Here is a 21,043-nt window from a genome sequence, read left to right on the forward strand (position 1 = left end):
CCAGCTAATCAGACAACCGACCAGTTGGGCGGTATCGCCGCAGCTCCCCGGCGAGCTGCCGAATTGAACTATTCAGAAACGGAGTGAATGCCGGGAACCGCAACTGGGGATCCGCATTCCCCATACGGAACGGTTTGTTTGCGACGCAATAGCTTATGACAAGACCTTGCCATACCGTCGTGACGACAAGGTTTCCCGCTCGTTGTGAGAATTCCCAGCTCGCCCTTTACGGTGTAGGGACCGAATTGCCCGAGTATTACGAGCGGCCGCGCGTCAACCCCTATCTCGGCGGTCCGTCTCACTCCGCGCGCAGGCCGCGCATCAATAGATCGGCCATTCGCTGGGCCTGTTCGCGTTGCTCGGGTTCGCGGCACACCAGGAATATTCCGAGCAGCGCGACCACCACATCCTCGGCGAGCACGTCGTCGCGCAGCGTGCCCGCGGCGACCCCGGCCTCGAGGATCGCGCCGACCGCGCCGGACAGCTCCGCTCGCGCCGCGGTGGCGGTGACCGCGCCGGAGGCGATCATGGCGCGCAGGGTCTCGGCCATTTCGTGCTTGATGGCGATGTAGTCGCCGAAGCGATCCATCCACCGGCGCAACGCGATCTCGGGCGGATGGTCGGCGAGCAGTTCGATCGCCTTGTCGCACAGGCGAGTTCGCTCGTCGCGGTAGACGGCCTCGACGAGCGCCTCACGCGTGGGGAAATGCCGGTAGAGCGTGCCGATGCCCACGCCCGCCGCGCGCGCGATCGCCTCCAGGGTCACGTTCTCCCCCGCGCCGCCGAATTCCGCGCGGGCGGCGTCGAGCAGTCGGCGGCGGTTGCGCTGCGCGTCGGCGCGGCCGGATGTGGCAGTCACTAGCGGAGGCCCCTCCGTTTCTGTTAGCGTGGGAGATGCGGAGGCTCCTCCGCATCACGGGATCGACTCGACTATGCCACGGGAGTACGACCATGACCAGCATCGAGCACGCCGCCCCGGGCGGCACCGCCACCCTGGGCGACCGCCGGGTGGCCCGAATCGGTTACGGCGCCATGCAATTGGAGGGTCGCGCCGGGTCCGATCGGGACGCGGCCATCGCCCTGCTGCGCACCGCGGTCCGGCACGGCGTCGACCACATCGATACGGCCCACTTCTATCCCGGCTGCAACGAGCTGATCCGGGATGCGCTGCGGCCGTCCTATGCCGAACTCACCCTGGTCACCAAGGTCGGCGCCGACCGCACGGCCGCGGGCCTGGTCGCCCGGCAGCGGCCCGAGCAACTGCGCGCGAGCGTCGAGGAGAATCTGGCGACGCTGGGCGCCGAGCGGATCGACGTGGTCAACCTGCGCCGCGCCGACGCGCCCCCGGGCATCGTCGCCACCGGCGATCAGGTCGTCGATCTCGACGATCAACTCGCCGAACTACTCGCCCTGCGCGACGCGGGCAAGATCGGCGGCATCGGCCTCAGCGCCGTCGACGCCGGACAACTGCGCCGCGCCCTGCCCGCCGGTATCGCGTGCGTGCAGAACATCCACAATGTCGTCGACCGCTCCACCGAACCGGTCCTCGACCTGTGCCGCGCCCACGACATCGCCTGGGTCCCGTTCTGCCCCCTCGGTTCCGCCTTCCCCACCTTCCCCAAGCCCACCGAACACCCCACCGTCGTCGACCTCGCCACCCGCCTCACCCTCACCCCCGCCCAACTGGCCCTCGCCTGGGAGTTGGCCCACTACGACCACACCCTCCTCATCCCCGGCACCCGCAACCCCACCCACCTGACCGAGAACCTCGCGGCCGGATCGATCCACCTGGACCCGTCCACCTTGGCCACCCTCGACGGCATCGCCGGGAACTGACGCCCCACAACCCCTTTGCTTCGCGACTCCCCGGCCCCCTCTGCCTCATAAGGACTGGCGCACCTCGCGACCCACCTTTCCGCCAGGGACCGACGCACCCTCGCGACCCACGCCCCCCTTTCCCCGCCGAGGACCGACGCACCCTCAGCACCCTTGCCCCCGCGAAGGATTGCGGCCCCGGCGTGGCTCACGGCACCCACGCCCTGCTCAAAGTGCCGAGGGGCCGTTGCGGTTCGGCGCGTGCGCCAGCACACTGACTTGTGTTCCGTTGGCGACGAAAAGAATACGGGGTGGCCGGGATGCGGGGATGGACGAGTGGGCGGGCGGCGTTGGCGGCGGCCGCGGCGGGGGTCGCGGTGGCGGGGCTGACGTCGGCGGTGGCGCAGGGGCACCCGGGCGGGCCGGGCTATTCCTATTCGGCGTTCCAGACGCCGTCGGGGAACGTGGCCTGCCTGATCGATGACGACGGCGCCGGAGTCCGGTGCGATGTACTGGATTACACCTTCACCCCGCCGCCGCGCCCGGCGGGCGGCTGCGGCCCGAGCGGATACGGGCACGCCGTCGCGATGTCGGTCACCGTCGCACCGCGATTCGTCTGCGCGGGCGACACGGTGGCCGCGCCGGACCTGCCCGTGCTCGAGTACGGGGACACCACGGGAGTCGGCCGGGTCGAGTGCTACTCGACCACCGACTACCTGTACTGCGACGTCGACGGCGGCGCCCACTCCTTCCAACTCGCCCGCGACTTCTACCGCCTGGACTGACGCCGACACCGAGCCGACCGCCGCGGCCGACGCGCCTCGGCGGTGGTCGGCGCGCGCGGACACACCGATCGGTCGATAGGGGTTTCCGGCGATTCTGCCCGAACCGGGCGCGCGAATTCCATTTGTACCGTACTGTTTTTTACGGACGCAGCACAGGGTGACGACGACGCCGACCACACGCACCCATTCGACGAACCCTGAGCACCGCACCCGTTCCACCGCGTCGCCGCCCGACCCCTCGTGATCGTCGGAGCGTCCCCTCCTACCCGCACTGGCACCGCAAATCCGTTCCGCGCCAGTGGCTTTCGCATGCCCGCAGCACTCATGATCACGAAAGTTGTTCTTGCACTTGAGATTTCAATTTCCGTCGGTAGAATAGTTCGAGCGCCACGCCGCAAAAAGCTGTTCGCAATAGGGCGAGTTCCGGATCGAGCCCATCGTCGTGCGCGATTCGGAGGCGGCCCGCGGGCCGCGGTCAGCGCATCCCTTTCATCAGCATTTCCAGGGAGATTGCCATGGGAAACGATCCACACGTGTTGGTAGTAGGCGGAGGCCCGGCCGGTTCCACCACCGCAGCCCTGCTCGCTCGGGCCGGGATCAGGGTGACCCTCCTGGAGCGGGACAAGTTCCCCCGCTACCACATCGGCGAATCACTGCTGGCCTCGTGCCTGTCGACGCTGCGCATCTCCGGCGCCTACGACAAGGTCGCCGCGCACGGCTTCCAGATCAAACGCGGCGGATACTTCCAGTGGCAGAACGACATCTGGCGGCTGAAATGGGATGAGCTCGTCGACGCCGAGGCCTGGTCGTGGCAGGTCGACCGCGCCGAATTCGACGATCTGCTGCTGCGCAACGCCAGCGACCAGGGCGTCGAGGTCATCGAACAGGCCACGGTCCGCAACGTGCTGTTCGACGCGAACGAGCGCCCCACCGCGGTGGAGTGGACGCTGCTCGGCGACGACGAGGTCCGCACCACCGAATTCGACTTCCTGGTCGACGCGTCCGGCCGCGCGGGCCTGCTCTCGCGGCAACACTTCAACATGCGCAAACCGCATCCGGCCTTCCGCAATCTCGCGGTCTGGTCGTATTGGACCGGCGCGCATCTGCATCCGGAGAGCCCCGAGGGCGCGATCAATGTCGTGTCCACCGACGAGGGCGGCTGGTTCTGGCACATCCCGCTGGCGGGTGGCCGCTTCAGCGTGGGCTATGTGGTCTCGGCCAAGCTGGCGAGCGACCGGCGGCGCGAACTGGGTTCGATCGAGGAGTTCTACGCCGACATCATCCGCCGCACCCCCAAGATGAACACCATGCTCGAGGGCGCCGAACAGGTCGCCGGCGTGCAGGCCGAACAGGACTATTCCTATGTCGCCGACCGGTTCTGGGGTCCGGGCTACGCCATCGTCGGCGATTCGGCCTGCTTCTTGGACCCGCTGCTGTCCACCGGCGTGCACCTGGCCACCTACGGCGGCATGGTCGCGGCGGCGGCCATCGCCACCGCCTTGCGCGGTGAGATGAGCGAGGCCGAGGCGCTGGGCTTCTTCGACTACACCTACCGCCGCGCGTATTCGCGCTTCCTGGTGCTGGTTTCGCGCATGTACGAGCAGTACATCGGCTCCGACGAGTACTTCAAGCACGCCAGCAACCTCACCGAGGAGCACGAGGGCGACACCCCGGAGGAGTCCTTCACCCGGATCATGGCCGGGCTGACCGACGTCGACGAATCCTCCGGCGAGCAGCGGCGGACCAATACCGCCACCATCGTCGCCGAGGTCGAGCACGCCGAGGACGAGGGCGTCAACATCAAGTACATGGGCAAGCTGGACATGTCCCCGGTGTGGAACATCTGGCGCGACCCGCTGGGCGCGGACACCGAGATGGGCGAGGTGCGCATCACCACCGAACCGGTCCTCGGTCTCACCCGCCGCCCCCGCACCGAGGCCGAAATGGCCGCCGTCGCACGGCCTTTCCTGCCGCCGAAGAAGGGCGACACCGTACCCCACTGACGGGCAGGACACGGTCGTGACAACGATGCGATCCGACTCCGAGCCGTCGCGCGGCCGCGCCGCCGGCGGCTCGGGGGGCGGGACCCTCAAGGACGAGATCGCCCGCTTCGGTCATGCGATGACCCGAATGCTGTTGGCGGGCGACGGTTTCACCATGCCGGTGCTGGAGGCGATCCTCGGCACCGAACTGCGCGTGCGGGTGCTGCGGCAGGACGACCTGGCGCTGGACCGGTTGCCCCACGGGGTGCGCGAGGTGTTGCGGCCCGCCGGGGCCGATCGCGTCGTCCTGCGCCGATCGTGCCTGGTCGACGCGGAACTGGTGACGGTGTCGGTCAATCACGTCGTCACCGTCGCCGGTCCGGCGACCACCTACGGGGTCGACGACGTGCGCACCCCGATCGGCTACAGCCTGATCTCGCGCGGGGTGTCGCAGCGGCGGCGGATCGTGCGGGCCGGGCTGGGCCGCTGGCTGGACGGGCGCGCCTGCGCGACCAAGGCGTATGTGATCCTGCTCGACGACCGGCCGCTGTGCTACATCCGCGAATCCTTCAATCCCGATATCGTCCCCGCCGAACACGCGAGCCCCGCGACCATCGAATCGGAGTGGGACGACGAACCCGACGGACCGGCCCCCGGGCCGACGGATCTGGCCTCGGCGGTGCCGCCCGCCGTCGAATCCGACAGCGGCGCAACCGGTTCCGCCGATCGGCTGCGGGACCTGCCGCCGCTGGTCCACCCCGACGAGAGCGCGGCCCTGATCACCGAACTCGCCCGCGCTGGGCGTGGCGAGGCGTTCGTCCTGCATCTGGTCGACCGCGGCGAGCCCACCGCGCCCTTCCACACCCGTCGCGCGCTGGCGCACGCCGTCACCGCAGTCCTCGCCCACGGGCTGGGCGCCGATATCGTCACCGTCGCCCACCCGACCGGCCCGGTGCGGCCGAACGCGTTGGAGGACAGCTACTTCCACGCCGCCGCCACCCTCAACTACTGGCGCGGCAGCCCACCGCCCACCGCGCGCATCGCGGACCTGTTGCGCCGCACCGCCGATCGCCGCGCCGACCCCCTCGCGCGCACCCTGCTGCGCGACGTGGCCGGACTCCTGCCGCTCGCCACCACCGCCCCGCACGACGCGCGCGAATTGTTCAGCGCCACACCCCCTCTGCACGTCGGCCACGACGCCGCCCACCTCCCCTACGAGGCCGCCCTCACCCGCCGCGGCCCCGACCGCAACTGGTGGAACTGCGCCACCGCCCTGCTCTGGCTGGGCCCGCACGCCCACACCCCCGCCCACCTCGAATACGCCGCCCGCACAACCAATCCCATCGCGATATCCCTCTCCCCCACCACCACCCCCGCCGAGATCACCCACCTCTGCCGCACCCTCAACCCCCACCACCGCCCCGGCCGCCTCCTCCTCATAGCCCACCCCACCCCCACCCAAACCCCCGACCACCTCACCCCCCTCCTCACCGCCCCCACCCCCACCCCCGTCACCTGGCTCTACGCCCCCGGCCCCACCCCCACCACCTCCCTCCCCACCTTCCTCGAAGCCTGCCGCACCACCGCCACCCCCTTCGGCGGCCTCCACCTCGAATCCCCACCCCCCACCCAAGCCCTCCACACCGCCCTCACCACAGCCACCACCCTCCGCCCCCACTGACCCCAGGCACACGAACCCAGCCGCACCCTTTATTCGAATCCGCACCCCCTGCAGGGCTATACAGGGGGTGCGGATCCGAACAAGGGGTGCGGCTGGGTTCGTGGACCTGGGGTCAGGTGAACAGGTGTTGGCCCCAGAACTCGTCGGGGGCGGGGCCTGGGGGGCAGGCGAAGAGGGCCGAGCCGGTGTGGGTGATGTATTCCATCATGGCGTCCTTGGCGGCGAGGGCGCGTTGCATGGGGACGAACTGGTTGTGGGGGTTGCGGCAGTAGGCGATGAAGAACAGGCCCGCGTCGAGGTGGCCGAAACCGTCGGAGCCGTCGGTGAAGTTGTAGCCGCGGCGGAGCAGTTGGACACCGCCCAGGTTGTCGGGGTGGGCGAGGCGGACGTGGGCGGTCGCCGGGATGACGGGGGTGTAGCCGGAGGTGATGCGGAAGTCGGGGGCGTCGAATTCGCTGTTCTGGCCCAGCGGTTCGCCCTCGTGCTTGCCGCGGCCGATGACCGCCTCCTGCTCGGACAGCGACGCGCGGTCCCACGCCTCGATGTCCATGCGGATGCGCCGGGCCACGAGGTAGCTGCCGCCGGTCATCCACCCCGCCTCGGGGCGGTCGTCGCCCTCGCGCACCCACACCCAGCGGTCGAGCAGTTCACTCTGATCGGCCTTGAGGTTGTTGGTTCCGTCCTTGAACCCGAACATGTTTCGCGGCGTCGCCTGGCTACGCGTGGTGCTGGAGGTGCGGCCGAAGCCGAGCTGCGACCAGCGCACGCTCACCACACCAACTCCCAGCCGCGACAGATTGCGGATGGCGTGCACCGCCACCTGCGGATCGTCGGCGCACGCCTGCACGCAGATGTCGCCGTAACTGCGCGACGGCTCGATGGCGTCCTTGGCGAACACCGGCAGATCCGCCAGCGCCGCCGGTTTGCGCGCACCCAGCCCGAATCGGTCGGGCCGGTTCGGATCGTCGGCCGACGGCCCGAACAGCCCCGGCCCGAATCCGATGGTGAGCGTCAGCGACGCGGGCGAAAGTCCCAGCGCCTCACCGGTATCCGCGGGCGGCCGGTGCGCGCCGTGGTTGTAGGCGCCGCCGTCGACCGCCTCCTCACCGCGCGTCATCCGCTCGGCCGCGACGGTCCAGCGACGCAGCATATCGATGAGCTCGTCCCGCGACCGCGTCAACACGTCGAACGCCGCGAAATGCAGTCGATCCTGCGCCGCGGTCGTGATGCCCGCCTGATGCGGCCCGCGGAACGGGACGATCCGGTCGCCGCTCGGCGGATCGGTGTCCATCGCGAAGACTCCGGCGCCCGCCGCGGCCCCCGCGGCCGCGCCGACGGCGACACTGGCTCCGGTCGCGCCGAGCAGTGCCCGGCGGGAGAATCGGCTCGTCTGCTTCATGATCGGCCTTCTCGTCGGCTATTGGCTCAGGATCAGGCCGGGTACCTGACTCAGACTCGCCGAGAGCGCGTCGATCTTGTCCGACAACGCCTTCCGCTGGTCCTCGGTCACCGTCTTGTAGGACATGTACCCGTCGCCGGCGCGGAACTGGTTGATCCCGTCGCGCACCGCCGCGAACTGGGCGGTGAGCTTGTCCATCAGCTTGGAATCCTTGGCCGAGATCATCGGCTGCAATTCCGCGATCAGCGTCTCCGAGCCGTCGATATTGGCGGCGAAGTCCCACAGGTCGGTCCGCGAGTAGCGGTCCTCCTCGCCGCCGACCTTGGTGCGGGCGATCTCGTCGACCAGCGCCTGCGGACCCTTCACGAACGACTGCGTCTCGAACACGAAGTCGGGCTTGTTCACCTCGTCGTTCAGCGCGGACACATTGGTGAGCAACGCGTCGGCCTCGGCGTCGATGGCCGGTTTGGTGTCGGCCTTCCTGGCGTTGTCGACGTCGGCCTGGGTGATGGCGTCGCCCTTCTCGCCGACCTCGCTCTGCTGCGGCGGCCACAGGAACCGTTCGATGCGGTGGAAGCCGGTGAAGGGCTGGGCGCCGTTCTCGGTGTCGTCCCAGCGCATATCGATCTTCGGGTCCAGCTCCGGGAACGACTCGGCCACCGGCTCGATGCGCTCGTAGAAGGTGCGGGTCAGGCCGAACTGCTTGCGCGCGTTGTCCAGATCACCGGACTTCACCGCGGCGACGAACGTCTTGGTCTGCTCGACCAGGCCGTTGAGCTGGCCGCGCACATAACCCAGGTAGTGCGCCTCGGCCGCCTCGACGTCCGGCGGGGCCTCGGTCTTGACCTTCTTCTCGCCGGTGACGGTCAGCTGCTTGCGAATGCCGTTGCCGACCATACCCGGCTTGCACGCGGTCTCGTAGGTGCCGGGATCGGTGAACTCCACCGCGAGCTTGCCGGTCACGCCGGGCCCGATGTTCTCGACCTCGCCGAGCACCCGGTTGTTGTTGCCGTAGACGTAGAACTCGGTGACCTTCGAACCCTGGTTGGCCACCACGAAGTTCACCGTGCCGGTGCCCGCGGACGCCACGCCCAGTTCGCAGGCGGAGTCGGTGGAGGTCACGGCGACATCGCCCGCGCCCGCCTTGGACTTCTCCGTGCAGCCGGTGGTCGCCAGCAGCGCGGTCACGGCCACCGCGGCCACCGCTGCGATACGTCCCGTCGAATTCACCTGTGTCCCATTCCTTCTGTCTCCGGCCGGTGTCACGCGGCCGACGTTTCCATCTGCCCGGAGGCGCGGGCCGGATCGCCGCCCGCGGGCCGCGTGGGCCGCAGGAACAACGCGAGGACGACGACCAGATACGCGGCCCACGCGATCAGTTGCAGCACGGTCGGGTCCGGGCGGAAGTTGAAGATCCCCGCGAGAACCGTTCCGTACCACGACGATTGATCGAACCGGGCGGAGAAGTCGAAGGCCATCTCGTTCGCGCCGGGCAGCCAGCCGACCAGTTGCAGCGCGCGCACCCCGTAGGCGAGGATCCCGGCGGCGACCAGGATCAGGAACGCCCCGGTGTATTTGAAGAACTTGGCGAAGTCGATCCGGATCGTGCCCGCGTACAGCAGCACCGCCAGCACGGCCGCCACCACGACCCCGCCGATCAGGCCGACCAGCGGCCACGCGCTGCCGGAGGCGTTCTCGGCGTAACCGACCATCAGCAGGGCGGTTTCGACGCCCTCGCGGCCGACCGCGAAGAATCCCAGCACCAGGATGGCGAACCCGCCGCCCTCCAGCGCGCGGGCCATGCCCTGTTTGAGATCGCGGGAGATGTGCGCGGCGGCGCTGCGCATCCACAGCACCATGCCCGTCACCACGACCACCGCGACCAGCGACGCCACCCCGGCGATCGCCTCCGCGGCCAGGCCGTCGACCGTGGACGTGCCGAAGTGGATGGCCGCGAAGATGGCCAGCACCATGACCACGGCGAGGCTCACCCCCGCCCACAGCCACTTCAGCGCGTCGCGGCGGTCCGATTTGACCAGGAACGCGGCCAGGATCATCACCACGATGCCGGTCTCGAGACCCTCACGCACGCCGAGCAACCCGCTCCCGAACAGCTGGGTCGCGACCGACGGCGCCGATGCCAGCGTCTCCATCGGCGGAACCCCCTTGTTTGGTAAGGCTAAGTTCGGTGAGCATAGCATTACCGTCCTCGCGGCCGCGGTGACCCCTTCACAGCGAACGTCCAGCTTTCCGCCAGCCTTCGTCCGGGTTGCCGGGTGATGATGAGCGGCATGAACGCCACAGCCCCGGGAGCGCGCGTGCTGGTCGTCGACGACGAGCAGTTGATCCTCAAACTGCTCGCCACGACCCTGAGGTTCCAGGGCTTCGAGGTGGAGACCGCCGCGACCGGGGCCGAGGGGCTCGACAAGGCCCGCGGGTTCCGTCCCGATGCGCTGATCGTGGACGTGATGATGCCGGGCATGGACGGCTTCGGGCTGTTGCGGCGGCTGCGCGCCGACGGCATCGACACCCCGGTGTTGTTCCTGACCGCCCGCGACGACGTGGAGGACCGGGTGACCGGGCTGACCCTCGGCGCGGACGACTACGTGACCAAACCGTTCGCCCTCGAGGAGGTCGTGGCCCGGGTGCGGGTCATCCTGCGCCGCACCGGGACCGCGGCGGGCGGGGCCCCGCAGCGCCCGACCCGGTTGTCGGTCGGGGACGTCGAACTCGACGACGACAGCCATCAGGTGTTCAAAGCCGGTGTGCCCGTGAGCCTTTCGCCGACGGAGTTCACGCTGCTGCGCTATTTCATGCTCAACGCGGGCCGGGTGCTGAGCAAGGCCAAGATCCTCGATCACGTCTGGCAGTACGACTTCGGCGGCGACGGCGGCGTGGTCGAGTCCTATGTGTCGTATCTGCGGCGCAAGGTCGACACCACCGAACCGAAGATGTTGCACACCCTGCGCGGCGTCGGCTACGTGCTGCGCCCGCCCGAGGGCACCCGCCGGTGACCGTGCGTGCGGCGCTCACCCGGCGGCTCGCGGCGGTCCCGCTGCGCATCGGCCTGGTGGTCGCCATGGTCGCGCTCGCGGCCGCGGTACTGGTGGCGTGCGGGTTCGCGGTCACCTCGGCGTTGAACCGTACCCTGACCGCGCGCACGGACGAGCAGCTGTCCGAGGCCGCGCACACCTGGGCCGATCCGCGGCCGATGAAGCAGGTGGCGATGTCCGACGGCCGCCTGGTGTGGGTGCCCACCGACCGGCCCGCTCCCCCGCCGCCGCCGAATTCGCCCGGGGACCAACCGAATCAGTTCTTCGAGCTCCGGCGCGGCCCCGACGGCACCGTCTACGACATGCCGAACTCCCCCGATCCGGCGACGCATCCGGCGACGCCGGACCTGTCGGGGGTGACGCCCGGACATCCGGCCACGGTCGGCTCGACCGGCGGCGGGTCGATCACGTGGCGGGTGCTCACCATCGCCAACGAGAACGGTTCCACCACCATCGGCCTGCCGCTGACCGACAACCAGGCCACGGTCTCGCGGCTGATCATGTTCGAATTGGCCACGGGCACAGTGGCTCTCGCGCTGCTGGGGGTGGGCGGCTACGTCGTGGTGCGACGCAGTCTGCGCCGGTTGCGGCAGGTCGAGGTGACCGCGGCCGCCATCGCCGCGGGCGATCTGAGCCGCCGGGTGCCGGTGCGTCACGTCGACACCGAGGTCGATCACCTCGCGCAGTCGTTGAACGAGATGTTGACCCGCATCCAGCACGGCGTGATCCGGACCGAGGCGTCGGAGGAGGCGGCCCGGCGCTCGGAGGCGCGGATGCGGCAGTTCATCGCCGACGCCAGCCACGAGCTGCGCACCCCGCTCACGACGATCCGCGGCTTCGCCGAACTGTGCCGCCACAACGCCGACCCGCAGACGGAGGAACTGCTGGCGCTGATCGAGTCCGAGGCCCAGCGGATGGGGTTGCTGGTCGAGGACCTGCTGCTGCTCGCCCGCCTCGACGCGCAACGTCCCCTCGAACGCGAACCGGTCGATCTTCTCGCCCTCACCGGTGAGGCCGTGCACGCCGCGCAGGCCCGCGCGGCCCGCGAGGCGGGTCCGCCGCGGCACATCGGACTCGAGATCGGCCGGGGCACAGGCGGAGTGGAGGTCGTGGGCGACGCGGCCCGGCTGCGGCAGGTGCTGACCAACCTGCTGGGCAACGCGCTCACCCACACCCCGCCGGGCACGCCGATCTCGGTGCGGCTCACCCCCGCCGACGACGAGGTCCACATCGATGTGATCGATCAGGGGCCGGGTCTGTCGGCGGAGGCCGCGGCGCGGGTGTTCGAACGCTTCTACCGCACCGACACCTCCCGCACCCGCGCCAGCGGCGGCGCCGGACTGGGCCTGTCGATCGTGCACGCGCTGGTGACCGCGCACGGCGGCCGGGTGACGGTGCACAGCGAGCCCGGGGCCGGGGCGACGTTCTCGGTACACCTGCCGCGGTTCCCAGCGGACTGACAGTCCGGCGCCAGGGCCGCCGCAGGCGCGGGGCCGAATCTGGTTGTCATGAGCGATATTTCGACGATTCTCCCGGCGCCGGAGCGCCCGGACACGACCGTGACCGCACCCGTGGTCGACGTGGTGATCCCCGTGTACAACGAGGAACGCGACCTGGGCATGTGCGTGCGCCGCCTGCACGCCTTCCTGGGCGACGGCTTCCCGTTCCCGGCCCGAATCACCATCGCCGACAACGCCTCTACCGACGCCACCCTCCAGGTCGCGGAGTTCCTCGCGGCGGAGTTGGACGGCGTGCGCGTGGTGCATCTGGACCGCAAGGGCCGCGGCCGGGCGCTGCGCGCGGTCTGGGAGAGCTCCGACGCCCAGGTCGTCGCGTACATGGACGTCGACCTGTCCACCGACCTCAACGCGCTGCTGCCCTTGGTCGCCCCGCTGGTGTCCGGGCACTCGGATCTGGCCATCGGCACCCGGCTGGCCAGGTCCGCCCGCGTGGTGCGCGGACCCAAGCGCGAGATCATCTCCCGCTGCTACAACCTCATCCTCAAAGCGTCGTTGCGGGCCCGATTCTCCGACGCCCAATGCGGATTCAAGGCCATGCGCACCGACATCGCCCGCGAACTGCTCCCCCTGGTGCAGGACGGCGAATGGTTCTTCGACACCGAACTGCTGGTGCTCGCCGAACGCGCGGGTTTGCGCATCCACGAGGTGCCGGTGGACTGGATCGACGACCCCGACTCCCGCGTCGACATCGTCGACACCGCCCGCAAGGACCTGCTCGGCGTCTGGCGGGTCGGGCGCGGACTGGCCTCGGGCACCTTGCCCGTCAACGAACTCCGCGCCGCCATCGGCCGCGAACCCCTGGTCGACGGGATGCCACTCACCGACACCGCCCGGGACGCTCACTCCGCGGCGATGAGCGCGCGCTTGTAGATCTTGCCGGAATCGTCGCGCGGCAGTTCGCCGACGATGCGCACCCGGCGCGGCAGCTTGTAGGCGGCGAGGCGGTCGGCCAGGGCCGCGCGGATACCGGCCTCGGTGAGCTGGTGGCCGGGGCGCGGAACGAGATGCGCCACAACGATTTCCCCGAGGTCGCCGGTGCGGTCGGGCAGCCCGAACACCGCCGCGTCCTCCACGCCGTCGAGGGCCAGCAGGGCGTTCTCGATCTCGGTCGGGTAGATGTTGACGCCGCCGGAGATGATGATCTCGCTGGAGCGGCCGGTCAGGTAGAGGTATCCGGCGTCGTCCACGCGGCCCAGGTCGCCGACCCAGATCATGCCGTCCACCGGGCTCTCGGGCCGACCCCGATTCAGGTATTCGAAGTCGGGCCAGTAGTCCGCGCCCTTGACGTACACGCGGCCGACCTCGCCCGCCGGCACCGGCTTCCCCGTCTCGTCGGCGACGAGCACCGCGGAACCGTCCACGGGCCGTCCCACGCTGCCCGGCCGCGCGAGCCACTCCGCCGCCCCGATCCAGGTGACGGTCCCGGCCTCGGTGCAGCCGTAGAACTCCCACAGCGCGTCGCCGAACCAGTCGATCGCGGCGCGCTTCACCGCGGGCGGGCAGGGCGCGGCCGAGTGGATGAGATGGGTGAGGCTCGAGACGTCGTAGCGGGCGCGCACGTCCCCGGGCAGCGACAGCAACCGCGACAGCATGGTGGGCACCACCTTCGCCTGCTGGATCCGGCCCTCGTGCACGTGCCGCAGGAACCGCTCCGCGTCGAACCGCGGCATGATGGTGATATTCGTGCCCATCCGCAGCGCGAGCACCGCGACCGCGTTGGGCGAGGCGTGATACAGCGGCCCGGCGACCAGCATTCGCCCGCCCGGCGCGAGACCCATCCGGCGCGCCGTGCCGCCCGCGATGGCGAGCAGCTGCTGGGCCGACATCCGTTGCCGCCGAACCCCTTTCGGCGTGCCGGTGGTGCCGGAGGTGTAGATCAGGCCCATCGAGTCCGCGACCGCGCCGTCGATGTGGCCGAGCGGGTCGGGCTGTTCGGCGATCCACTCCTCGAGCAGCGGATGCCGTCCGGTGGGTTGCGCGAGCGCGGGATCGAGCCCGGCCTCGGCGAGCAGTGGCGCGGGCATGGCGATCTCGAGCACCTCGGGCGCCGTCCCCGCGAGCGCGGCCGCCGCCGTCACCACCGGCACGAATTCGGTGTGCGCGAGCACCAGCCGCGCCCCGCTGTCGGCGAGCACGTGCGCCACCTCCGCGGCCCGCCACCGGGTGTTGATCGGCACCGGATTCGCCCCGCACGACGCGATGGCCAGCGACGCCTCGAGGAATTCGATGTCGTTGCGCGCCATCACCGCCACCCGCTCGCCCCGCCCGTGACCGCGCGCCGCGAACGCGGCGGCCAGGCGCCCGGCCCGATCGTGCGAATCCGCTTGCGCGCGCACGCGTTCCCCGCAGGCGATGGTCGGCGTGCCGTCCCGAACGTCCGTCATGGGGTTCAGTCTGCCGCGCCGAGGTCGAGTCCGAGGAATTCGGCGGCCACCGCGACGGTGTCCAGCGCACGGCTGGGCCTGCCGAACACCCGGCGCGGACCGGCCGACGCGCCCGGGATCTGATGCCCGCACCGGGAGACGGCGTAGAGGGTGACCGGCGGCCTGTCCTGCTGCCGGTAGTCGATCCGCCGCACGGCCCCGGCTCCTACCCACGAGGACGTGGGTTCGCTGTCGATCCCATTGCGGCGGGCGAAATAGGCGGCGGTCTCCTCCGCGCCGAGATGCTCACCCCTACGGAACCAGCCGAACCCGACCGGCCCGCCCCCGTACGGCGACAGCGGATCGTCGGTGCCGTGAATCTCCAAGTACGGCAACGGAACCGGAGCGTGCCGGGGCGGGGTGATGTGCCCCGGCGTCGGCAGATTGGCGGCGAGGACGACCGCGCCCGCGATCAGCTCCGGCGCGTCGTGGATCAACCGGAAGACCATCTGCCCACCGAGGGAGTAACCGATGGGATGAACCGGACCGATCCCGTACCGATCCCGGACGTCGGCGACGAGCGCCGCGAGGAACCCGACGTCGTCGATCCCCTTCACATCCCGCAGCAGCATCCGCGCGGTTCGCGCCCCGTTCCATTCCCGGTGCACCGCATCGGGATACGCGACCGGGTATCCGGCGGCGGCGAAACGGTCGAAGGCCCCCGCCGCGAAATCCCGTATCCCCGAACCGGTCTGCGCGGTCCCGTGCAATACCAGGATCAGCGCGCGACCGGGCGCGGGCCGCGGCGGCCGGACCAGCGTGTACGTGCGGCGGCGGCCGTCGTGCCGCAGCGTCCGCCGTTCCGCGACCGGCGACCCCGCGGGCCCCCGCACCCCTCGACTCAGCACCGCTCGAGTGTGACCGATGGCGGATGCCCGCGCCACCCGCTAGCGTGTGTCCCGGGGGGAGGGTCCGATGTGGTATCTGGTCGACGCGACCGACGCGGCGAAGGTGATCCGGCACGTGCCCGAGGAGGGTATGGCGCGAGAACGCCTGTTACACCGCGCGATTCGGCCGAATTCGCTGGCGCTGCTGGCGGAGTCGGTGCTCGAGCGAACCATCGTCTCGGGCGAGCGGGTGGCCCGGGACCTGCGGGTGCGCGGCGAGGACTTCCAGGTGCTGGCCCTGCCCGTACCGGGCCCGGACGACCAGGTCCTCGCCGTCCAACTCCGGGTGGCCCGCCGCGCGGATCCCCCGGAGCCGCCGCCCGCGGTGGACGCGTTCACCTGGGACGGCCCGCAGTGGACGCTGCTGTCGGGCGGCGCGGGCGGGGCCGTGCTGCCCGCCGGATACGCGCGGCTGCACGGCGCGTGGTTCCTCAGCCGCATCGTGGAATGCGAGGAGCGCGACAAGCTGATGACCGCCGCCCTCACCCCGCGCCCCGGCACGGTCTGGGAGGGCCCGATGCGGGTGCTGACCGCCGACGACACCCACACCACCCGCGTCTTCGGCTACTTCCGCTACCACGGCGACGAGGCGCTGCGCGGGCTGCTGCTCCAGGTCGAATCCGATCGGGTGCCCGGCATCGTGCAGCCCACCTACCACAACGACGCGGCCGCGGCCCTGCTCGGCGGGACGACCGCGCTGATCGACACCGAACGCCTCCAGATCATCGAATGGCTCACGCCCCCGCTGCCCGAGATCGCGTGGCGGCACCATCCCGCCTCCCGCGGCCTGGACCCGGTCGACCGCGACGAATTCAACCTGGGCACAACGCATCTCATCCACCCCGAGGACATGGGCTTCTACGTGCGCGCGCTCACCGACCTGGCCCGCGGCGCGGCGACCGAGGCGCGGGGCATCGTGCGGCTGCTCACCCTGCGCGGCGACTGGCGCACGGTGGAGCTGTACTGCATCCGGCTGCCGCACGGGCTGCCCCGCTTCCTCATCTGCCTCATCCGGCCGGTCCCGGACGCCGCGCCGGGGCTCATCACCGCGCGGTGAGCGGGTCAATTCCGCAGGGAGTCATGCCATCCCGCCGCGACGCCCGCGAGCAGGCCGTACCCGCGCACCTCGGTCTCGGGCCCGATCTCGGCGGGATCGAGGGAGGCGCATTCGGCCACGCCCTGCGCGCAGCACAGCGGGCGGCCGTCGGGTTCGTCGTCCTCGGGCAGATCGGCGGAGGCCAGCACCTCGGCGGGATGCGGCGGCCCGATCACCGTGTCGGCGTCGGGGGTGTCCCCGGCGATATAGAGGCGCGACAGCTCACCCTTCTCCGCGAGCGCCCAGCCCTCGGCGCCGTAGTCGTTGTAGAAGTACTGCGCCGCGCCGAACCGGCCGCTCAGCTCCGCCAGAAACGTGGTGAGCGTGCCGAATTCGCGGTCGGGCAGCGCATGGCCGAAGATCAGCGTCCAGCCGTTCAGCTCGGGGGTGACGAACACCCGGCCCGAGCCGGCCGAGGTCCGATCCCAGCCGACGCGCAGCGTCACCGGCATCGGCTCGTGCAGCCCGAGCGCCGCCACCACCGCGTCGCGGTCCCCGGTCGACACCGCGAACCACTCGCCGAGGAATTCGCCGTTCGGCTCGGCCAGCGGTTCGGGCTCCTCGACGGCGACCCGATCCGCCACCCACCCGCGCACCAGCTCGCGCTCGGCGGCGGTCAGCGCGGGCCACTCGCCGAGGGCGGCCAGCACCGCGAGCGCACGCCCGGCGTCGCCGGTCCGGCTCAGCGCGCGAAGTCGTTCGCGCGCAACGGTTCCCAGTTCGCCGAGGGTCGCGATCGCCTGATTCGCCACGGCCGCATCGGGATCGGTGACCAAGGGCAGGATCGCGTCCACGAGCGGGGCCGCGGCCGCGCGCGGGGTCGCCAGCGCGCACACCGCCCGGTAACGCAGCACCCGCTCCGAATTCCGCAGCAGCGGAAGCCAAATCGCGTCGTCGTCCACGCGCAGCCCGCGCAGCGCCACCTCCAGCACATAGGCTTCGTTGCCGATCCGCCACGGCAGTTCCCGTCGCAGATCGGCGCCGCGGGCGCGGTCGGCGGCGACGGCGTCGGGCATCGCCGCGGCCAAAGGCGCCACCGCCGCGTCGCCGAGGCGCTGGAGGGCGTCGATCAACGCGGCCGTGGCCGGATCGGATCGCGGGTTCAGCCGATCGCGCAACGCCGTCTCGCGTAGGGCGGTGATCAACGGTCCGGCGGCGTCGGCTCCGGCCGCGCTCAGGCGGTCCCGCGCGGCCGCGGCCCGTGCCGGATCGGCGTCGGTCAGCTGGATGACAAGGGCTTCAAGAGTTTTCTCATCGAGCACCGCCCCATCGTCACACGGACGACCGGTTCGGTGCCGCCCATGCGGCCAGCAGATCGTCCACGAATCGCGCGCAGTCCGCCCGCGTCGCCCGCCCGATCCCGCTCAGCCGCAGGAACGCGATCGGCCCGATGAGCTGCACCAGCACCCATTGCAGATCGCGGTCGCCGAGCAGGGCGCGGCCCTCGGGGGTGTCGAACAGTTCGTCGAAGGGCCGCCGGTAGTTCTCGATGAGACGATGCCGCAACGACCCCACCCGCACCCCCGCGGACTCGTCGTCGGTGCGGTCGGCGGTGGCCAGCCACGCCAGCGTCGTCAAATGCAGTGGGGCGTCGTTGATCACGTCGGCCTGCCTGCCGAGCAACTCGATCAACCGCTCCCGCAACGTGCCCTCGGTCGGGGCCTCGACCACCGGCGGCAGCATGTGCTCGAGCGTCGCGAGGCGCAGGTGCACCACGGTGTCGAAGTGCCGATACAGCGTCGTGCGAGCCACATTCGACTTGCGCGTGACCGCGTCGATCGTGATCGCCTCCAGCCCGCCGGCGGCCACCAGCTCGGCCGCCGCCTCGAGCAGCTTCGCGCGCGAACGCGCCTTGCGTGGATCGTCGTCGTGCCGACCCGGATCGATCGTGGCCATGACCGAAGGATTCCTCCTCGCGAAGAACGTTGCGCTGGTTCGACTTATGCTACTCCTGGTAGCGTAGCGATACTCTCGGTTTCGTTTCTCGGAGGCCCCATGGACACGCACCCCAGCCCCTGGTCGGCCCGCCTGCGCTGGGTGGTCCTGCTGTCGTGTTCGGCGGTCGCGCTGGTGGTCGCGTCGATGGCGGCCCTGTACACGGCGCTGCCCGAGATCGCCGCCCGCACCGGGGCGACGCAGTCCCAATTGACCTGGATCATCGACGGTTACACGCTGGCGCTGGCCTGTCTCGTGCTGCCCGCGGGCGCGCTCGGCGACCGCTACGGGCGCCGGGGCGTGCTCATCGCGGGCCTGGTGGTGTTCGCGCTGGCCTCGGCGCTGCCGCTGGTGCTGCACGGCCCGGTCTGGTTGATCGTGGCGCGGACCGTCGGCGGCGCGGGCGCGGCGTTCGTCATGCCCTCGACGCTGTCCATCCTGACCTCCGGATTGCCCAGGGAGCAGCGCACTCTCGCGGTCGGCATCTGGGCGGGCACGGTCGGCGGCGGGGCCGTGCTGGGCATCCTCGGTTCAGGGCTGCTGATGGAGTGGTGGACGTGGGAGTCGATTCCGGCGGCCATGGCGGTGTGCGGGGCGGTGCTGGCGGTCGCGGCCTGCACGGTCCCCGAATCACTGGATTCCGCGCGCCCGGCGTTCGATCCGTGGGGCGCGCTGACCGGTGCGACGGCCGTCGGCCTGGTCGTGGTGGCGGCTCTGGAGGCGCCGCAACGGGGTTGGCTCGATCCGCTCGTGATCGCTTGCGCCGCGGCCGGTCTCGCGGCCGGGGCGGCCTTCGCGCTGATCGAGCTCCGGGTGGCGCATCCGCTGCTGGACGTGCGCCTGTTCGCCGACCGCGGTTTCGGCGCGGGAACGGTCTCGGTCGCCGTCCAATTCCTGGTCTCCTTCGGCCTATTCATGCTGATCGTCCAGTTCTTCCAGCTGATCCTCGGCTACCGCCCGCTGATCTCGGCCCTGGCCATGGCCCCCATGATCGCCCCGATGGTCCTGCTGTCGCTGATCTCCCCGTGGATCGCCCAGCGCTTCGGCCTCCGCCTCCCCACCGCCGTCGGCCTCGTCCTCGTGGGCGTCGGCCTGCTCTGCCTGGCCCTGCTCACCGCCGACAGCACCTTCGTCGACATCCTCTGGCCCCTGCTCATCATGAGCACCGGTCTCGGCCTCACCGCCGCCCCCGCCACCGCCGCCATCGTCGACGGCGTCCCCCCGGACAAACACGGCGTCGCCGCCGCCGTCAACGACGCCGCCCGCGAGGTGGGCGCGGCCCTCGGAATCGCCTTGGCCGGAAGCATTCTCGCCGCCGGCTACACCCACCACATCACCCCCGCCCTCACCCACCTCCCCCCGGAGATCCGCGACCCGGTCTCCAACTCCCTCGCCGGAGCCCTCCAGGTCACCGACCACATCGGCCCCGCCGCCGCCCCCTTGGCCACCTTCGCCGAACAAGCCTTCGCCCACGGCCTACGCACCGCGACATTGGTGCTGGGCGGCCTGACCCTGGTGGTCGCGGTCCTGCTGGGCGTCTGGGCTCCGGGCCGCGTCGCGCGAAAGCCCCCGCACCCCACCCCGACCCCGGACTTCGCCGAACGGATTGATTCATAAGTCTGTCCGGAATAGTATCCAGACACATGTCCGAAAGATCGCACCCCAAGATCATCGCCGTTACCGGCGGAGCGCGCGGCATCGGCCGCGCGATCGCCGCCGAACTCGCCGCGTCCGGCGCCCGTGTGGCGATCGGCGATATCGACGCGCCCACGGCCGAGCGGACGGCCGCCGAGCTGAAACTCCCCTTCGCGGCGAAACTCGATGTCGCCGAGCCGGATTCGTTCCGCGCGTTCGTCGATGCCGTGGAGAACGAGCTCGGGCCGGTGGGCGTGCTGGTGAACAATGCCGGGATCATGCCGGTGGGGCGGTTCACCGAGGAGAGCGACGCGATCACCCATCGCATCCTCGACATCAATGTCTACGGCGTCATGGTGGGCACCAAGACGGTGCTGCCCGGGATGCTCGCGCGCGGGCGCGGCCATGTCGTCAATATCGCGTCGCTGGCCGGGGAGAATCCGACGCCGGGGATGGCGACCTACTGCGCGAGCAAACAGGCCGTGCTCAACTTCACCGAGGCCATGCGGCTCGAATACCGTGGCACCGGAGTGCGTTTCTCCGCGGTCCTGCCGACCTTCACCGACACCGAGCTCATCGCGGGGACCCGTGCCCCGATGGGTCTGCTGGCCCAGCCCGGCGATGTGGCCGTCGCGGTGCGAAGGCTTGTCGCCAAACCGCGCGGGAGGGTGACCGTGACCCGCACCGCGGCCGTCCTGGCCTCGTTCAACCGGCTCACCCCGCGCCCGCTCGGCGAATTCGTCGCCCGCCGCATGGGGGTGCACCGCACCTTCGTCGACGAGGTGGACCGCGACGCCCGGCGCGTCTACGACGACCGGCTGCGTCCCTGAGG

General features: G+C 70.7%; 17 protein-coding genes and 1 pseudogene. 10 read left to right on the forward strand and 8 right to left on the reverse strand.

The features are described from left to right. Window positions 1-298: 298 nt before the first annotated feature. Complete coding sequence (locus tag ACFYTQ_RS23140; RefSeq protein WP_387364511.1) at window positions 299-859, reverse strand: TetR/AcrR family transcriptional regulator; 561 nt, start codon at window positions 857-859, stop codon at window positions 299-301. 92 nt (window positions 860-951) lie between these two features. Between ACFYTQ_RS23140 and ACFYTQ_RS23145 the strand changes: the two genes are divergently transcribed. The 4 genes from ACFYTQ_RS23145 to ACFYTQ_RS23160 all read left to right on the forward strand — a co-directional run bounded on the left by ACFYTQ_RS23145 (window position 952) and on the right by ACFYTQ_RS23160 (window position 6,263). Beyond that, a complete protein-coding gene (locus tag ACFYTQ_RS23145) occupies window positions 952-1,836 on the forward strand; it encodes an aldo/keto reductase (RefSeq protein WP_387364514.1) in 885 nt (294 codons plus the stop codon). Between the two features lie 299 nt (window positions 1,837-2,135). Beyond that, a complete protein-coding gene (locus tag ACFYTQ_RS23150) occupies window positions 2,136-2,600 on the forward strand; it encodes a hypothetical protein (protein ID WP_387364517.1) in 465 nt (154 codons plus the stop codon). 515 nt (window positions 2,601-3,115) lie between these two features. Next, a complete protein-coding gene (locus ACFYTQ_RS23155; RefSeq protein WP_387364520.1) occupies window positions 3,116-4,603 on the forward strand; it encodes an NAD(P)/FAD-dependent oxidoreductase in 1,488 nt (495 codons plus the stop codon). 25 nt (window positions 4,604-4,628) lie between these two features. Further along, entirely contained in the window at window positions 4,629-6,263 is a 1,635-nt protein-coding gene (locus tag ACFYTQ_RS23160; RefSeq protein ID WP_387365401.1) for a 3-deoxy-7-phosphoheptulonate synthase, read from the forward strand. A gap of 112 nt (window positions 6,264-6,375) precedes the next feature. On the opposite strand, the gene efeB is transcribed toward ACFYTQ_RS23160, so the two are convergent. The 3 genes from efeB to efeU are packed head-to-tail and all read right to left on the reverse strand — an operon-like array spanning window position 6,376 to window position 9,815. Further along, complete coding sequence (efeB, locus tag ACFYTQ_RS23165) at window positions 6,376-7,662, reverse strand: iron uptake transporter deferrochelatase/peroxidase subunit (protein WP_387364523.1); 1,287 nt, start codon at window positions 7,660-7,662, stop codon at window positions 6,376-6,378. Window positions 7,663-7,680: 18 nt separating this feature from the next. Then, window positions 7,681-8,892 carry an iron uptake system protein EfeO gene (gene efeO, locus ACFYTQ_RS23170; RefSeq protein WP_387364526.1) on the reverse strand — a complete coding sequence of 404 codons (1,212 nt, stop codon included), beginning with the start codon at window positions 8,890-8,892 and terminating at the stop codon, window positions 7,681-7,683. A 32-nt stretch (window positions 8,893-8,924) separates the two neighbouring features. Beyond that, a complete protein-coding gene (efeU, locus tag ACFYTQ_RS23175) occupies window positions 8,925-9,815 on the reverse strand; it encodes an iron uptake transporter permease EfeU (protein ID WP_387364529.1) in 891 nt (296 codons plus the stop codon). Between the two features lie 129 nt (window positions 9,816-9,944). Between efeU and ACFYTQ_RS23180 the strand changes: the two genes are divergently transcribed. From ACFYTQ_RS23180 to ACFYTQ_RS23190, 3 genes and pseudogenes are all read left to right on the forward strand, one after another. Next, entirely contained in the window at window positions 9,945-10,676 is a 732-nt protein-coding gene (locus ACFYTQ_RS23180; protein ID WP_387364532.1) for a response regulator transcription factor, read from the forward strand. Further along, window positions 10,673-12,175: a sensor histidine kinase gene (locus ACFYTQ_RS23185; protein ID WP_387364535.1), complete on the forward strand. Its 1,503-nt coding sequence runs from the start codon at window positions 10,673-10,675 to the stop codon at window positions 12,173-12,175. Before ACFYTQ_RS23180 ends, ACFYTQ_RS23185 begins: the two co-directional genes overlap by 4 nt. A gap of 48 nt (window positions 12,176-12,223) precedes the next feature. After that, window positions 12,224-13,051: pseudogene (locus ACFYTQ_RS23190) on the forward strand (dolichyl-phosphate beta-glucosyltransferase); the annotation flags it as partial. Window positions 13,052-13,074: 23 nt separating this feature from the next. Here the strand turns inward: ACFYTQ_RS23190 and ACFYTQ_RS23195 are convergent. Continuing rightward, on the reverse strand, window positions 13,075-14,619 hold the full coding sequence (locus ACFYTQ_RS23195) for an AMP-binding protein (protein WP_387364538.1): 1,545 nt from the start codon (window positions 14,617-14,619) through the stop codon (window positions 13,075-13,077). 5 nt (window positions 14,620-14,624) lie between these two features. After that, window positions 14,625-15,506 carry an alpha/beta hydrolase family esterase gene (locus tag ACFYTQ_RS23200; RefSeq protein WP_387364541.1) on the reverse strand — a complete coding sequence of 294 codons (882 nt, stop codon included), beginning with the start codon at window positions 15,504-15,506 and terminating at the stop codon, window positions 14,625-14,627. Window positions 15,507-15,573: 67 nt separating this feature from the next. Between ACFYTQ_RS23200 and ACFYTQ_RS23205 the strand changes: the two genes are divergently transcribed. Beyond that, window positions 15,574-16,602, forward strand: a complete 1,029-nt coding sequence (locus ACFYTQ_RS23205; protein ID WP_387364544.1) for a hypothetical protein — start codon at window positions 15,574-15,576, stop codon at window positions 16,600-16,602. A gap of 5 nt (window positions 16,603-16,607) precedes the next feature. Here the strand turns inward: ACFYTQ_RS23205 and ACFYTQ_RS23210 are convergent, their stop codons facing one another. Further along, window positions 16,608-17,903 (reverse strand): hypothetical protein, encoded by a 1,296-nt coding sequence (locus ACFYTQ_RS23210; RefSeq protein ID WP_387364547.1) that lies wholly within the window; start codon window positions 17,901-17,903, stop codon window positions 16,608-16,610. Window positions 17,904-17,913: 10 nt separating this feature from the next. Next, window positions 17,914-18,537, reverse strand: a complete 624-nt coding sequence (locus ACFYTQ_RS23215) for a TetR/AcrR family transcriptional regulator (RefSeq protein ID WP_387364550.1) — start codon at window positions 18,535-18,537, stop codon at window positions 17,914-17,916. A gap of 99 nt (window positions 18,538-18,636) precedes the next feature. Here ACFYTQ_RS23215 and ACFYTQ_RS23220 point away from each other — a divergent pair, with 99 nt between their 5' ends. Both ACFYTQ_RS23220 and ACFYTQ_RS23225 read left to right on the forward strand, forming a co-directional pair. Next, window positions 18,637-20,193 (forward strand): MFS transporter, encoded by a 1,557-nt coding sequence (locus tag ACFYTQ_RS23220; RefSeq protein WP_387364553.1) that lies wholly within the window; start codon window positions 18,637-18,639, stop codon window positions 20,191-20,193. A 26-nt stretch (window positions 20,194-20,219) separates the two neighbouring features. Then, window positions 20,220-21,041 carry an SDR family oxidoreductase gene (locus ACFYTQ_RS23225; RefSeq protein WP_387364556.1) on the forward strand — a complete coding sequence of 274 codons (822 nt, stop codon included), beginning with the start codon at window positions 20,220-20,222 and terminating at the stop codon, window positions 21,039-21,041. The last annotated feature ends 2 nt before the right edge of the window (window positions 21,042-21,043 follow it).

Origin of the sequence: Nocardia sp. NPDC004068 (assembly GCF_042874315.1) — a bacterium.
Classification (GTDB): domain Bacteria; phylum Actinomycetota; class Actinomycetes; order Mycobacteriales; family Mycobacteriaceae; genus Nocardia.

Bases quoted from the DNA above. Each gene is read 5' to 3' on its own strand.
- ACFYTQ_RS23160 (WP_387365401.1), top strand. From the start codon at position 4,629: ATGCGATCCGACTCCGAGCCGTCGCGCGGCCGCGCCGCCGGCGGCTCG.
- ACFYTQ_RS23150 (WP_387364517.1), top strand. From the start codon at position 2,136: ATGCGGGGATGGACGAGTGGGCGGGCGGCGTTGGCGGCGGCCGCGGCG.
- ACFYTQ_RS23215 (WP_387364550.1), bottom strand. From the start codon at position 18,537: ATGGCCACGATCGATCCGGGTCGGCACGACGACGATCCACGCAAGGCG.
- ACFYTQ_RS23195 (WP_387364538.1), bottom strand. From the start codon at position 14,619: ATGACGGACGTTCGGGACGGCACGCCGACCATCGCCTGCGGGGAACGC.
- efeB (WP_387364523.1), bottom strand. From the start codon at position 7,662: ATGAAGCAGACGAGCCGATTCTCCCGCCGGGCACTGCTCGGCGCGACC.
- ACFYTQ_RS23180 (WP_387364532.1), top strand. From the start codon at position 9,945: ATGAGCGGCATGAACGCCACAGCCCCGGGAGCGCGCGTGCTGGTCGTC.
- ACFYTQ_RS23205 (WP_387364544.1), top strand. From the start codon at position 15,574: ATGTGGTATCTGGTCGACGCGACCGACGCGGCGAAGGTGATCCGGCAC.
- efeU (WP_387364529.1), bottom strand. From the start codon at position 9,815: ATGGAGACGCTGGCATCGGCGCCGTCGGTCGCGACCCAGCTGTTCGGG.
- ACFYTQ_RS23220 (WP_387364553.1), top strand. From the start codon at position 18,637: ATGGACACGCACCCCAGCCCCTGGTCGGCCCGCCTGCGCTGGGTGGTC.
- ACFYTQ_RS23145 (WP_387364514.1), top strand. From the start codon at position 952: ATGACCAGCATCGAGCACGCCGCCCCGGGCGGCACCGCCACCCTGGGC.
- ACFYTQ_RS23225 (WP_387364556.1), top strand. From the start codon at position 20,220: ATGTCCGAAAGATCGCACCCCAAGATCATCGCCGTTACCGGCGGAGCG.
- ACFYTQ_RS23155 (WP_387364520.1), top strand. From the start codon at position 3,116: ATGGGAAACGATCCACACGTGTTGGTAGTAGGCGGAGGCCCGGCCGGT.